Origin of the sequence: Rhodococcus chondri (genome assembly GCF_036327435.1) — a bacterium.
GTDB lineage: Bacteria > Actinomycetota > Actinomycetes > Mycobacteriales > Mycobacteriaceae > Rhodococcus > Rhodococcus chondri.
This window is the reverse complement of the sequence record NZ_JAUZMZ010000022.1, coordinates 29,524-43,520: the sequence shown is the minus strand read 5'-3', so window position 1 is coordinate 43,520 and position 13,997 is coordinate 29,524. Positions and strand designations below refer to the sequence as shown.

Here is a 13,997-nt window from a genome sequence, read left to right as displayed (position 1 = left end):
CATTCACAGCATCGAGCCCCATCACCTGTCCACGGTGATCTACACGTCCGGCACGACGGGCAAACCGAAGGGCGTGCGGCTGCCGCACTCGGCGTGGACGTACGAGGCAGCGGCGATCGACGCGGTGGGTCTGCTCAGCCACGACGATCTGCAGTACCTGTGGCTTCCGCTGTCGCACGTCTTCGGCAAGGTGCTGTTGACGCTGCCGCTTCAGATCGGTTTTCCCACTGCGGTCGACGGACGGGTCGACAAGATCGTCGAGAACCTCGCAGTCGTGCACCCCACGTTCATGGGCGCGGCGCCGCGCATCTTCGAGAAGGCACATGCGCGTGTCGAGGGGATGATGGCGGAGGAAGGCGGCGCGAAGAAGAAGATCTTCGATTGGGCGATGGGTGTGGGCCTGAACGTCTCGAAGGCCAAGCAGGCGGGCAAGTCCCCCGGGCTCCTCGATTCGGTGCAGCACAAGGTCGCGGACAAGCTGGTGTTCTCGACCGTTCGTGAACGGTTCGGCGGCAAGTTGCGCTTCTTCATCTCCGGTTCGGCAGGGCTGAATCCTTCTGTGGGGCAATGGTTCGACGCGGTCGGCATTCCGGTTCTCGAAGGATACGGACTCACCGAGACTTCCGCGGCGTCGTTCGTGAACCGGCCCTACGCCAACCGGATCGGCACGGTGGGATGGCCGATCCCGGGCACCGAGGCGAAGATCGCCGAGGACGGCGAGATACTCGTCAGGGGGCCGGGCGTGATGACCGGCTACCACGATCGTCCCGACGCGACCGCCGAAGCACTCGAGCCCGACGGCTGGTTCCACACCGGCGATATCGGAAGCCTCGACGACGAGGGCTACCTGCGGATCACCGACCGCAAGAAGGACATGTTCAAGACGTCCCAGGGCAAGTACGTGGCGCCGTCGGCGATCGCGTCGATGTTCAAGGGTATCTGCCCGTACGCATCGGAAATCATCGTGTACGGCGAAGCCCAGCCGTACTGCGTCGCGCTGGTGGGCCTCGACTCCGAATCGATCACCGAGTGGGCCGCCAAGAACGGCCTGGGCGATCTGTCGTTCGCCGAGATCTCGCAGCACGACAAGACCCACGATCTGATCTCCGGGTACATCGACGAGCTCAACCTGCAGCTCAACCGGTGGGAGCAGGTCAAGAAATTCACGATTCTCGATCGTGAACTGACGGTCGAGAGCGGCGATCTCACACCCAGCATGAAGCTGCGCCGCAAGGTGGTGGTGGACACGTTCTCGGGGAGCCTTACACGGCTCTACGACTGAGGATCTATCCTGAGCGACATGAGTAGTGCACGACCTAATTTTTTTCAGCGACTCGGCTATCTGATCGGTCGTCCGCTGCCCGTCGAGATGCAGGACTGGGTCCGCGAAGACGTTATCGGCCCCGGCGCCGCCCGCCGGTACCTGCTGCGGTGGAACCTGCCGATCGTTCCGCTGCTGTTGCTCTTCCTGCTGATTCCCGGACCGGTATGGATTCCGCTCTCGATGATGCTGCTGTTGCTGCTGCCGTGGATCTACTTCTCGGTGGCACTCATGCCCGTCTGGCAACGGCACCGTCTCCAGCAGCACGGACTGAGCCCGGAACTGCTCAGCGCGAAGGCCCGCATCCGGGCGGATCGTGAACGCGCCGACTACGAACGCCGCTTCGGTCGCTGAGCGATCAGGACAGCACTTCGACGAGTGTCGTCTCGGAATCACCGGTCATGTAGCGCTCGACGCTGTCGAGATGTCGGCGCCAGAATGCTTCTGCTGCACCGGGTTCACTCTTCCGAAGCAGCGCAACGAGTTTCCGGTGGGCCCGCAGGGCCGACGTCGACTCGGGCCGGTCCTGCTCGGCGCGCGACGACAGATACAGGGCGTTGTGCGCGTCCATGATGTCGAGGAGCATCCCCGCGAGCGCGGCCATGGTCTCGTTGCCACCGAGTTCCATGATCGCGCGGTGCACCTCGGTGTCGTGCTTGGCGAAAGCGTGTACGTCGCCGAAGACCGCTTCGCCACGCTCGACCAGATCCGAGAGCGTATCGATGCGGTCGTCGGGCTTCGCAGCGAGCAGTCCGACGGCCGCGACCTCGAGTTCGGTCCGGGCACGGTAGACATCGGCGAGGGGCACGCCGCGGTACTGCAGCAGAAGACCCGTGTACCGGGCGGCGGTCGACCCGTCGGGCGCCTGGACCCGGGCGCCGCCGTGCGCGCCGCGCAGCACGGTGATGATGCCTTCGGATTCGAGGATGCGGAAGGCTTCACGCAGGGTCGGCCGGGACACGCCGTACCGTTCCATGAGCGCCGCTTCGTTGGGCAGGGGCTCCCCCGCCTGCAACTCGCCGGTGATGATCTGCCTGCGCAGACTCGCAGCGATCAGTTCGCCCGCCTTGGGCACGCGAACAATCGTCGAGCGTCCGTCGATTGGCATTTCACCGTCCTGCATTCCGGGGTCGGGGCGAACTCGTGAGCAAGGATACAAGAATTTACCGGTATAGATTTTCAAGAGGTCAATAATCCACCTGTCTGCGGGTGGCGCCCGTCACGACCCTCCACCAGCGCAGACGAACGTTCTATCCTCAGCGACATGAGCGAAGCCACGTCGAACGACATCCCGCCCACCGCCGACCTCGCCGACGAGATCGGCCCGGACATCCGCAGCTGCGACACCCAGTTCCTCCAGTTCGGTGGCCGCACGGAGTTCTCGGGCCCGATCACCACGATCCGCTGCTTCCAGGACAACCTCCTCGTCAAGCAGACCCTCTCGGAGCCCGGCAACGGTGGCGTCCTGGTCGTCGACGGCGGAGCGAGCATCCATACCGCGCTCGTCGGCGACATCATCGCCGGCCGCGGGGTCGACAACGGCTGGGCCGGTGTCGTCGTCAACGGGGCGGTGCGCGACTCCGCGATCCTGCGCACCCTCGACATCGGCATCAAGGCTCTCGGCACCAACCCCCGCAAGAGCACCCAGACCGGCTCCGGCGAAAAGAACGTGCCCGTGGAGATCGGGGGCGTCACGTTCAACCCGGGCGAGATCCTCTACAGCGACCACGACGGCGTAGTGGTACGCGCCGAGAGCTGAGCCACGCTCAGAGGTCGCGGGCCACGCGGGCGCTCGTCCCGGCGAGCTCGACGACGTCTCCCGCGTGCAGCTGCCGGCCGCGCCTCACTTCGACCTCGCCGTTGACCGAGACGAGGCCGTCGGCGATGACCTCCTTGGCCTCCGCGCCCGACTCGATCAGGCTCGCCAATTTCAAGAACTGGCCGAGCCTGATCGAGTCGTCGCGAATGGGTACTTCGAAAGCGTCGGGCATGTTTTCCATTGTCGCCCATTCCCGGTCACGCACACTGGACGGGTGCCCGGTCCCGCCCTCATCTGGTTCCGCAGAGATCTGCGCCTGCACGATCTGCCGCAACTGCTCGACGTAGCCGACGAAGGTGCCGGTGCGGCCGCGGTATTCGTGCTCGACGACACGCTGCTCCGCCCTGGACCGCGCAGTACCTTCCTGCTGCGATGCCTGCGTGCCCTCGACGACGAACTCGGCGGGCGGCTGCTCGTCGCCCACGGCAACCCCGCCACCGTGATCCCGCAACTGGCGAAGGAACTCGACGCCGTGGCGGTCCACATCAGCGCCGACTACGCCCCGTACGGGGCACGCCGTGACCGGACGGTCGAGGCGGCGCTCGGCGATGTCCCGCTCGTGCGGACCGGTTCGCCGTACGCCGTCGCCCCCGGCCGGGTCGTCAAGGCGGACGGCACCCCGTACCGCGTGTTCACCCCGTACCGGCGGTCCTGGCTCGACCACGGGTGGCGGCCCCCGGCAGCCACCGACGTCACCACCGTGAGCTGGCTCGACCCGGACGGCACAAGTGCGCGCATCCCCATTCCGGCCGACGACGACATCGCCGTCGAGCTGCCCCCGGCCGGGGAGGCGGCCGCGCTGCGCCGATGGCGCGACTTCCGCGACCACGATCTCGACCGCTACGACACCGACCGGGACCGACCTGACCTCGACGGCACCAGCCGGCTGTCCCCTTACCTGAAGTTCGGGTGTGTCCACCCGCGTACCGTGCTGCACGATCTGCGGGCACGCACCGATGCCGGTGCGACGACCCTGCGCAGCGAATTGTGCTGGCGCGATTTCTACGCCGACGTCCTGCATCACCGGCCGGACACCGCCTATCGCAACTACAACCGCCGGTTCGACGCCATCCGCTACGACACCGGGCCGGAGGCCGACCGCGCCTTCTCTGCATGGAAGCAGGGCCGCACCGGCTATCCGATCGTGGACGCCGGCATGCGGCAGCTGCTCGCCGAGGGCTGGATGCACAATCGGGTGCGAATGGTCGTCGCGTCGTTTCTCACCAAGGACCTCCACCTGCCGTGGTGGTGGGGTGCGCAGCACTTCATGGCGCACCTCGTCGACGGTGACCTGGCATCCAATCAGCACAATTGGCAGTGGACCGCCGGCAGCGGCACCGACGCCGCACCCTACTTCCGGGTGTTCAACCCCACCGCGCAGGGCGAAAAGTTCGATCCGACGGGTGAGTACGTACGTCGCTGGGTACCCGAACTTCGTGGCATCGCGGACAGTCGGGTACATCGGCTCCCGGACGGGCCACCGCCCGGCTATCCGGAACCGATTGTGGATCACGCGCACGAACGTCAGGTGGCGCTGGCGAGGTACGGAGAGATCTCCGTGAGCGGGTGACCCATCCGGTGTCCGGGCGGCACCGAATGAGAGGCAGACGGACCGACCGTCACCGACAAGAAGGAGACAACCATGCGAGCCCTGGTCGATATGGCATTCATGGCTATCCACACCCCCCTGGCCGAGGCCTACATGTTTCTGATCACCATGATTCCTGCGTGATCGGACGGCGGCGCCGGACGTTTCCGGCGCCGCCCACCAATCTCGGTTACCGGTAGCGCAGCCACGGAGGGCAGATGGGTATCGAGTACAGCAGTGTCGTGGAGGCACCTCGCGACGAAGTATTCGACTGGCACACCCGCCCTGGCGCGATACATCGCCTGCTTCCACCGTGGCAGCCACTGAATGTCGTCTCCGAAGCCGGTTCGCTCGCCGACGGACGCGCGATTCTCGCCCTGCCCGGAGGTCTCCGCTGGATTTCCGACCACCAGCCTGAGGCCTACGATCCCCCACACCGTTTCGTCGACGCACTCGGCCGCGACGGGCTGATGTCCTTGCCCCCCGGGTTGATCCGTTCGTGGCGGCACGAGCACCGGTTCGAGCCCGCCGACCGGAACCGCACCCGGGTGATCGACCGAGTCGATACGCCCGTGCCCGAGAGGTTCCTCCGGCAGACGTTCCGTTACCGGCATCGTCAGCTCGCCGAAGACCTGGCGAGCCACCGCATGTCGCACGAGCAGGGCGTGCGGCCCGGCACGGTCGCCGTCACCGGTTCCTCCGGTCTGATCGGCTCCGCCCTGACCGCCTTTCTGAGCACCGGCGGTTATCGCGTCATCCGACTCGTTCGCCGCGATGCCCGGGGTCTGCACGAGCGCTGCTGGAGCCCGGCAGATCCCGCTGCCGACCTGCTCGAAGGCGTCGATGCCGTCGTGCATCTGGCCGGCGAATCGATCGCCGGTCGATTCACCGAATCGCACAAGGCCGAGGTGCGCGACAGCCGCATCGAGCCGACACGTCGGCTCGCGGAACTCGCGGCCGGTACGAGCAACGGCCCGGCCACGTTCGTGAGCGCCTCCGGAATCGGGCTCTACGGTTTCGACCGGGGTGATGCTCCCCTCGACGAACACGCATCGCGTGGCTCGGGTTTCCTCGCGGACGTCGTCGCCGATTGGGAAGCCGCGACCCGTCCCGCCGAAGACGGCGGCCTGCGCGTCGTCCGGGTTCGCACCGGTATCGTGCAGACCCCCCGGGGCGGCACACTCCAGGTGATGCGGCCGCTCTTCGCGGCCGGCCTCGGAGGCAGACTCGGGAGCGGGAAACAGTGGTTGTCGTGGATCGACATCGACGACCTCGTCGACGTGTACCACCGCGCCCTCACCGATCCGGCCGTGTCCGGCCCCGTGAACGCGGTTGCGCCGCAGCCGGTGCAGAACGAGGAATACACCCGCACGCTCGCGCACATACTCCATCGGCCCGCTCTGCTTCCCGTTCCCTCGTTCGGCCCCCGGATTCTGCTCGGCGACCAGGGTGCCCGTGAACTCGCCACCGCAAGCCAGTACGTCGTGCCGAGAGCACTGCTCGACGCCGGTCACCGGTTCCGCCGCCCCAACCTGGAAGCCTCGTTGCGCCACCAGCTCGGCTATCTCCTGGAGAACTCTTGACCACCCCGGAACCCCTTCGCGTCCTCGTCACCGGAGCCACCGGGTACATCGGTGGTCGCCTCGCCCCGCGACTGATCGACGCCGGATACCGGGTCCGGGTGCTGGCGCGCAGCCCCGACAAACTCCGCGACGTGCCGTGGGCCGGGGACGTGGAAATAGTGCAGGGAGATCTCGACGATCCGGATACGCTCGCTGCCGCCTTCCGCGACATCGACGTTCTGTACTACCTCGTGCATTCGATGGGCGGCCGCGACGAGTTCGTCGACGCCGAGCGCCGGGCCGCGGAGAACGTCGTGGCCGCGGCGCACGGGGCCGGGGTCGGGCGCATCGTCTATCTGGGAGGGCTGCACCCGGAGACGGGTGAACTCTCGCCGCACCTGCGCTCGCGGGCCCAGGTCGGACGAATCCTGCTCGATTCCGGGATCCCCTCTCTCGTGCTGCAGGCCGGCGTCGTGATCGGTTCCGGGTCGGCGTCGTTCGAGATGATCCGTCATTTGTCCAACAGGTTGCCGGTCATGACGACACCGCGGTGGGTGGACAACCGGATCCAGCCGATCGCCGTCCGGGATGTCCTGCACTACCTCGTCGCTGCGGCGCACGTCCCGCTGCAGCGCAGTCTTGCACTGGATATCGGCGGGCCCGATGTCCTGCGCTACCGCGAGATGCTGCAGGTATATGCGGAGGTCGCCGGTCTCCGGCAACGGCGGATCCTGGTGTTGCCCACTCTCACCCCGCGGCTGGCAGGACTGTGGATCAGGCTGGTCACCCCTATTCCTCCGGGACTCGGGCGGGCCTTGATCGAATCCCTGAGCACCGACGCGGTGATGAGCAACCACGACGTCGACGCGGTGATTCCGCCCCCTCCGGACGGGCTCACCGGGTACCGCGACGCGGTTCGGCTCGCACTCGGACGTATCGAGCGCGGCGACGTGGAATCGACGTGGGCGTCCGCCTCTCCGCTCGGGGCGCCTGCCGATTCCCTGCCGTCCGATCCCGATTGGGCCGGGGAAGTCGTCTTCACCGACGAACGCAGCCTCGACTGCGCAACTTCCGCCGGTGAGATCTGGCAGGTCATCGAGAGCATCGGCGGCGAAAACGGTTGGTATTCCTTCCCGCTGGCGTGGACTGTGCGAGGCTGGCTCGATCGATTCGCCGGCGGCGTGGGTCTCGTTCGCGGCCGCAGGGATCCTCGCACCCTGCATACCGGTGACGCACTGGACTTCTGGCGTGTCGAACGCATCGAGCGGCCGCAATTGCTGCGGTTGCGCGCGGAGATGCGCGCCCCGGGCGGTGCGTGGCTCGAGTGGCGGGTCGAACCTCTCGGTCCCGAGCACACCCGGCTGCATCAGCGGGCACTCTTCTTCCCGAAAGGTGTTGCGGGCCGCCTCTACTGGTACTCGTTACTGCCATTCCACGGCATCATCTTCAAGGGCATGCTCGAGAACATCGCCGGTACCGCAGCGCGTCGATCCACAGCTTGATCCACACCCTGTGGATCGAATTGCGACGCACGAAGAGAGGGCCGGCATTTCGCCGGCCCTCTCTTCTTCCCCGAACTCTGCTCACACGGTGCAGAGCGGTCGGATCTCCTGCATCCCCTCGGTGGTCGGGGAGGTGAGCATCAGGCACGAGTTGTACCCGCTCTGCTCGACGACGGTCCGAATCTGCTGCCAAGCCGCGGCATCGACCACCGGCGACCGGGACAGGACGAATCCGGACAGCCGGCTCGGGTCACCGACCAACGCCCACGAGTAATCGTCGGCCAGGTAGGTGACGATGTAATTGCTCGGCCCGTCGAGCGAGTCCTGTGTGGGCACCCCCGGGAACGAGACGTGGAGCGATGCGGTGTCGTTGACCCGCGCATTGCCGACGATCCCGCGCCGCTCCCCAGCGATGGTCGTGCACGAGTTCTCCACGCGCACATTGCGTTCGTCGATCGGTGTGTAGACCGCCGTGGTGTCACGGACGCAATCGATGTTGAACGGCGCGGGATTCGCGGCGAGTTGGTACCACTCGCCCACATACCGGTTCACATCGAGCTGTGGGACGGGGGTGAGTGGTGCCGCTTGTGCAGGAGCGGCGAAGAGGGCGGCGCCCGCGGCGGCGATGGTCGCCGCCGCGAGGCCCCGAACGGTTCTGCGCACAGTGCTGGTCTTCCGCATGCTGCCTCCGCTTTCCGGGTACGGTGCCGGCCCTACTGGGGCAGCAGGACCGAGTCGATGAGGTAGACGGTCGCGTTCTCGGTCTCGATGCCACCGCAGATCACGTTGGCCTCGTTGACCGTCAGGTTCTCGCCCGAACCGGCCGCCTCGACAGTGCCACCCTGAACGGTGGTCTGGGTACCCGCGATATCCGCGGGCGAAACCTGACCCGGAACCACGTGGTAGGTCAGGATGTCGGTGAGCAGCGCGGAGTCGGTCCGCAGGGTGTCGACCGTGGCCGGGTCGAGCTTGGCGAAGGCGTCGTCGACGGGGGCGAACACCGTGAACTCGCCGCCGTTGAGTGTCTCGACGAGGTTCACCTCAGGGTTGAGCTGACCCGACACCGCGGCGGTGAGAGTGGTCAGGATGGGCACGTTGCCCGCAGCTTCGGCGACCGGCTGGTTCGCCAGTTCTTCGACGGATGCGGGACCCGAGGGGTTGGCGGCGACGTAATCGGCACAGCCGGGGCCGACCGGGCCGGAGGCGGCAGCCTCGGCGGTGGTCGTTTCCATCATGGACGTCGTGGTGGCGGTGGCCGCACTGGTCTCCGTCGTCGTATCCGACTCGTCCGACGAGCAGGCCGCGACACCCACGAGGGCCATCGCACCGATTCCGACTGCCGCAAAGCTCTTCCGCGTGTTGATATTCATCGTTCGAATTCCCTTCGGTGTCGTGGCCGGAGACCACGTCGATCAGGTGTGTCATCGGGCATTCGGTACCGGTGCCGGGGTGGATGGGTGGGTTCGCAATATTCTTTTCGGACCCATCCGGACGGCCGCCGGCCACGAACAACGGTCATGGACAAATCGTCGGATGAACTCGGTGGAGGTGAACACCATGACGGCCGCAGTCGCCTTGAGTGGGTTCGATCGCCGGGTTAGGCTTCCGTTCGATGAGCGGACAGCGGTGATGGCAGGGGTCGGGAGAGATACCGACACATTGGGGGTGCTGCTCGAACGAGTGGCAACCCGGGATCAGGCTGCGTTCGCCGAGCTGTACGACGCCACGCGCACCCGCGTATTCGGAATGGTACTGCGAGTGCTGCGCGATCCGGGCTACAGCGAAGAGACAACCCAAGAGGTCTACCTGCAGGTTTGGAAATCGGCGGAGACCTTCGACCCTCGTCAGGGCTCGGCGCTGTCGTGGTTGATCACACTGGCACACCGCCGTGCCGTGGACCGGGTGCGGAGCGAACAGTCCGGAGCAGATCGTGAATCGAACTACGGGGCGGGAACGGTCGATGCCGCATTCGATTCCGTGAGCGAAGAGGTGACACAGCGCGACGAGGGCCGGCGGGTGGTGGACTGCCTGGGCACGCTCACCGAGCTACAGCGCAGATCCGTCGAACTCGCCTACTATCGCGGATTGACCTATCGCGAAGTCGCGGAAGAACTTTCCGCTTCGTTACCGACCGTCAAATCGAGAATTCGCGACGGTCTTATCCGACTGAAGAACTGTCTGGGGGTGACCGGTGATGATGCGTGAATCCGACCGCGAAGTGCTCGACATGGCACCCATCGTGGCGATGGACGCTCTGTCGTCGGCCGAGCGGGACGAAGTCGCGACCCGACTCGCCGATTCGGGCCCGGAGGTGGCCGCAGCATTCGACGCCGAGGTCTGCCTGTTCCGCGAGGTGCTGGCCGAGCTCTCCGCGGCGCACACCGCCGAGCCCTCACCGGAGCTGCGGTCCCGCCTCCTCGACCGGATCGCACACGAGGAGCAGGAGGCGGCGCAGCCTCCGCCGATCTCGCTCGACGAACGCCGTCGGCAGAGTCGTCGCCGCAACTTCCTGCTCGTCGCGGCCGCCGCGCTGGTCGTCGCGCTCGGCGGTGTGGTTGTCGCTTCCCAGTGGCCGGGCGCCTCCGACCAACCGACAACCGCACAGGTGCTCGCCGCCGACGACGTGCGCACCACAACCGGCGTGCTCGACGGCGGCGGAACCGCCACGGTCGTGTTCTCCAAGGAGGTCGACGCGGGTGTTCTGGTGATGAACAACGTCGCTCCGCCCACCGAGGGCACCGTCTACCAGATGTGGCTCATCGGACCCGAGGGTGCATCCTCTGCCGGCACGATGACGCCCGAAGATGTGGCGCCGTCGACCACCGCTGTGCTGGAGGAAATCTCGGGCGCGACCGCACTCGCATTCAGCATCGAACCGGCGGGCGGATCGAAACAACCGACGGCGCTGTTCGCCGAACTGCCGCTGGGCTGACGATGCGCTCAGCGGGAGAACCCGACAACGACCGTTGCGTCGAGGTCGTCGGACGATACGACGCGGGGCGCCAGCCCGGCCCGGGCGAAGATCTGTTGCGCGGTACCGGCCTGACTTTCCGCCGTCTCGATCAGCAGGCAACCGTTCGGTGCGAGCCAGTGGGCCGCGCCGGACGCCAGGCGGCGGTGGATGTCGAGTCCGTCGCTGCCGCCGTCGAGCGCTACGCGGGGTTCGCTGCATCGCGCCTCCCGCGGCATCGCGCTCAATGCTCCGGTGGGAACGTACGGGGCGTTGGCGACCAGCACGTCGACGTGCCCGTACAGCGCCCCGGGCAGAGGAGCGTACAGATCACCCTGGAACACGCGTTCCGCGGGCAGGTTGCGGCGAGCACAGCGCACCGCCGCCGGATCGATGTCGGCGGCATAGACCTCGCTCGCGTCGAACATCGTGTGCAGGGCGGCCGCCACCGCGCCGGAGCCGCAGCACATGTCGACGACGACCGGTCGCGCGGGCGCGACCTCGGTCGCGCAGTGCACCAGGAATTCGGTGCGGCGGCGGGGCACGAACACACCCGGGTCCACGGCCATCCGCTCACCGCAGAACGCGACCCAGCCGACGATGTGCTCGAGTGGCTCACCCGAGACCCGCCGAGTCACGAGCGCGGCGAGATCGGCGACGGTCGACGCCTCGTCCAGCAACAGCCGCGCTTCGTCCTCGGCGAACACGCAGCCCGCGGATCTGAGTGTGGCGGCGATGCTCGATTCGAGTTGGCGAGATGAAACCACCATCATGAGTGCACCTTCCGGAGTGCAGGGTTGTCTCCGAATCGCCTCGGGACCGAGGACGCCAGGACGGCACACCACCGCGACCAGCGGCAGCGAACCTGTCGTCCCCGGGCGGGTGTCCGACCGGGCAAAGGGTACCGGAGCACCGCCGCGAGGCGCATCTGTTTTCTACCGTGCGGCGACGGACCGGCCGGCTGTACGCGCACACCCATTCGACGAGCAATCGACTCAGTCCCTTATTCGTTTACGCCAGGAGGAATCTTGAGCACCACTTCCGCTCCCGCACGCAAAACCGGACGGTGGCGCTGGCTGCTGCCCGCTCTGCTACTCATTGCGTGGCTCGTGGCAGCGGGCGGCGGCGGACCGTTCGCCGGCAAGCTGAGCGAGGTGGCATCCACCGACGCGAGCTCCTTCCTCCCGGCCTCGGCGGAATCCACCCGCGCCGACGAGATCTACGCACAGTTCCGCGACAGCAACGCCATTCCGGCCATCGTCGTCGCCGAGCGTGACGGCGGAATCACCGAGCAGGACATCGGATTCGTCGCGATCCGGTCTGTCGGGCCTCCGCCCATCCCGTCGGAAGACGGTGAAGCGGTGCAGATGATCGTCCCGATCGACGCCGGCGGCGAAGTCCAGGACGCCGTGGAGCAGTTGCGGGAGTCTCTCGCCGAAGCGCCGGACGGCCTGACCGTGTACGTCACCGGTCCCGCGGGGCAAGCCGCCGACCTGTCCTCCGCATTCGCCGGCATCGACGGCCTGCTGCTCCTCGTTGCGGGCGGAGTCGTGCTCGTCATTCTCATCGTCGTGTACCGCAGCCCGATCCTTCCCTTCGTCGTCATCATCTCGGCCGTCTTCGCGCTCGCCCTCGCCAGCCTGCTCGTCTACCTGCTCGCCGACGCCGACGTCATCGCCCTCAACGGCCAGAGCCAGGGCATCATGTTCATCCTGGTCTTCGGCGCCGCGACGGACTACGCCCTGCTGCTCGTCTCCCGGTACCGCGAGGAACTGCGGGTCCGGCAGGACAAGTACGACGCCATGCGCACCGCGTGGCGCGCGTCCATCGAGCCGATCGCCGCTTCCGCCGGCACCGTCATCCTCGGCGTGCTGTGCCTGCTGCTGTCCGACCTCAATTCCAACCGCGGGCTCGGCCCGGTCGCGGCGATCGGCATCGCAACCTCGTTCATCGCCTCGGTGACGTTCCTTCCTGCGGCCCTCGTACTGCTCGGCCGCGTCGCCTTCTGGCCGACCCGCCCGAAATACGACCCGGACTTCGACAGCGAAAATCTGGCGGACACCCACCGGTTCTGGAGCCGGGTCGCACAGTGGGTCGGATCCCGGCCCCGTCCCATCTGGATCGTGTGCAGCCTCGCCCTGGTCGCGTTCGCGCTGCTGATGCCCCAGTTCAAGGCGAGTGGTGTCGCATCGTCCGACCTCTTCCTGCTGCAGACCGACTCCAAGACCGGACAGCAGGTTCTCGGCGAGCACTTCGATGCCGGAACCGGCGCGCCCACCATCATCGTCGCCCGCGAATCCGCCCTCGACGCCGTCGTGGACGCCGCCCGGGTGGAAGGGACGGCTGCTGTCGAACCCGTCACCGGACCCGACGGAGCACCGACCGTCGTCGACGGTCTCGTCGCGGTACAGGCCACCCTGGACGACGCGGCCGACTCCCTCGCCGCCGAGGACACCGTCGTACGCATCCGCGACAGCGTCCGTACGGTGCCCGACGCCGAAGCGCTCGTCGGCGGACCGACCGCCGTCGATCTCGACACCAAGACGACCGCTACCCGCGACCGCACGGTCATCATTCCCGTGGTGACGATCGTGGTGCTGCTCGTCCTGATCGTCCTGCTCCGCGCGATCGTCGCGCCGATCCTGCTCATGCTCACCGTGATCGTGTCGTTCGCGGCAACGCTGGGCGTGTCGTCGCTGCTGTTCAACCACGTGTTCGGCTTCCCGGGCGCCGACCCCGTCGTTCCCCTGTTCGGCTTCGTGTTCCTTGTCGCGCTGGGTATCGACTACAACATCTTCCTCATGACGCGAGTGCGGGAGGAAACGCAGAAGGTCGGGACGACGCGCGGCACGCTGCGAGCACTCACCGTCACGGGCGGGGTGATCACCTCCGCGGGTATCGTTCTCGCCGCGACGTTCTCGGCACTGGCCGTGATCCCGCTGCTGTTCCTCGCCCAACTCGCGTTCATCGTCGCGTTCGGTGTGCTTCTCGATGCGCTGCTGGTCCGGTCGCTGCTGGTGCCGGCACTGACGGTCGACATCGGAAAGAAGGTCTGGTGGCCGAGCGCGCTGGCCCGCGCCGAACCCGAACGGGAGAAGGAGCCCGTCGACGAACCCGCCACCACCGGTGACCGAAAGTGACGTCCGTACAGCCGTACTGATGTGAGGTGACAGGGTAACCCGCGGCAGTGCGGATAGTGACAAACGGGAGAATCACCGGTTGGTGTCGCTTCCGGGGGCCGGCGGCGCTACGGTC

Annotated in this window: 14 protein-coding genes; 9 read left to right on the top strand and 5 right to left on the bottom strand. The window is 67.0% G+C overall.

Going from position 1 to position 13,997, the window contains the following annotated elements:
• Positions 1–1,282, top strand: a 1,282-nt coding sequence (locus Q8814_RS06290; protein WP_330151158.1) for an AMP-dependent synthetase/ligase, incomplete at its 5' end; no start/stop codon positions are given.
• A gap of 18 nt (positions 1,283–1,300) precedes the next feature.
• Positions 1,301–1,675, top strand: a complete 375-nt coding sequence (locus Q8814_RS06285; RefSeq protein WP_330151157.1) for a DUF5313 family protein — start codon at positions 1,301–1,303, stop codon at positions 1,673–1,675.
• Between the two features lie 4 nt (positions 1,676–1,679).
• Here the strand turns inward: Q8814_RS06285 and Q8814_RS06280 are convergent, their stop codons facing one another.
• The gene (locus Q8814_RS06280) at positions 1,680–2,429 is read right to left on the bottom strand and encodes a FadR/GntR family transcriptional regulator (protein WP_330151156.1); all 750 of its coding nucleotides are present in this window, start codon (positions 2,427–2,429) and stop codon (positions 1,680–1,682) included.
• 156 nt (positions 2,430–2,585) lie between these two features.
• Between Q8814_RS06280 and rraA the strand changes: the two genes are divergently transcribed.
• Complete coding sequence (gene rraA / locus Q8814_RS06275; RefSeq protein WP_330151155.1) at positions 2,586–3,080, top strand: ribonuclease E activity regulator RraA; 495 nt, start codon at positions 2,586–2,588, stop codon at positions 3,078–3,080.
• 7 nt (positions 3,081–3,087) lie between these two features.
• Here the strand turns inward: rraA and Q8814_RS06270 are convergent, their stop codons facing one another.
• Positions 3,088–3,312 (bottom strand): RNA-binding S4 domain-containing protein, encoded by a 225-nt coding sequence (locus tag Q8814_RS06270; protein ID WP_330151154.1) that lies wholly within the window; start codon positions 3,310–3,312, stop codon positions 3,088–3,090.
• Between the two features lie 42 nt (positions 3,313–3,354).
• Between Q8814_RS06270 and Q8814_RS06265 the strand changes: the two genes are divergently transcribed.
• From Q8814_RS06265 to Q8814_RS06255, 3 genes are all read left to right on the top strand, one after another.
• On the top strand, positions 3,355–4,710 hold the full coding sequence (locus tag Q8814_RS06265) for a cryptochrome/photolyase family protein (RefSeq protein ID WP_330151153.1): 1,356 nt from the start codon (positions 3,355–3,357) through the stop codon (positions 4,708–4,710).
• A 236-nt stretch (positions 4,711–4,946) separates the two neighbouring features.
• Complete coding sequence (locus Q8814_RS06260; RefSeq protein WP_330151152.1) at positions 4,947–6,311, top strand: TIGR01777 family oxidoreductase; 1,365 nt, start codon at positions 4,947–4,949, stop codon at positions 6,309–6,311.
• Entirely contained in the window at positions 6,308–7,792 is a 1,485-nt protein-coding gene (locus tag Q8814_RS06255) for an SDR family oxidoreductase (RefSeq protein WP_330151151.1), read from the top strand. The genes Q8814_RS06260 and Q8814_RS06255 overlap by 4 nt, the downstream gene beginning before the upstream one ends.
• A gap of 81 nt (positions 7,793–7,873) precedes the next feature.
• Here Q8814_RS06255 and Q8814_RS06250 read toward each other — a convergent pair whose 3' ends face one another.
• Together Q8814_RS06250 and Q8814_RS06245 are read right to left on the bottom strand one after the other, a co-directional pair.
• Positions 7,874–8,455 carry a lipocalin family protein gene (locus Q8814_RS06250; protein ID WP_330151163.1) on the bottom strand — a complete coding sequence of 194 codons (582 nt, stop codon included), beginning with the start codon at positions 8,453–8,455 and terminating at the stop codon, positions 7,874–7,876.
• Between the two features lie 50 nt (positions 8,456–8,505).
• Positions 8,506–9,162 carry a fasciclin domain-containing protein gene (locus Q8814_RS06245; protein ID WP_330151150.1) on the bottom strand — a complete coding sequence of 219 codons (657 nt, stop codon included), beginning with the start codon at positions 9,160–9,162 and terminating at the stop codon, positions 8,506–8,508.
• Positions 9,163–9,367: 205 nt separating this feature from the next.
• Here Q8814_RS06245 and Q8814_RS06240 point away from each other — a divergent pair, with 205 nt between their 5' ends.
• Together Q8814_RS06240 and Q8814_RS06235 are read left to right on the top strand one after the other, a co-directional pair.
• A complete protein-coding gene (locus Q8814_RS06240) occupies positions 9,368–9,997 on the top strand; it encodes a sigma-70 family RNA polymerase sigma factor (protein WP_408015846.1) in 630 nt (209 codons plus the stop codon).
• Positions 9,990–10,724, top strand: a complete 735-nt coding sequence (locus Q8814_RS06235) for an anti-sigma factor (protein WP_330151162.1) — start codon at positions 9,990–9,992, stop codon at positions 10,722–10,724. Before Q8814_RS06240 ends, Q8814_RS06235 begins: the two co-directional genes overlap by 8 nt.
• 8 nt (positions 10,725–10,732) lie before the next feature.
• Here the strand turns inward: Q8814_RS06235 and Q8814_RS06230 are convergent, their stop codons facing one another.
• Positions 10,733–11,515: a putative protein N(5)-glutamine methyltransferase gene (locus Q8814_RS06230; RefSeq protein ID WP_330151148.1), complete on the bottom strand. Its 783-nt coding sequence runs from the start codon at positions 11,513–11,515 to the stop codon at positions 10,733–10,735.
• Between the two features lie 255 nt (positions 11,516–11,770).
• On the opposite strand from Q8814_RS06230, the gene Q8814_RS06225 reads away from it, so the two are divergent.
• On the top strand, positions 11,771–13,882 hold the full coding sequence (locus tag Q8814_RS06225; RefSeq protein ID WP_330151147.1) for an MMPL family transporter: 2,112 nt from the start codon (positions 11,771–11,773) through the stop codon (positions 13,880–13,882).
• The last annotated feature ends 115 nt before the right edge of the window (positions 13,883–13,997 follow it).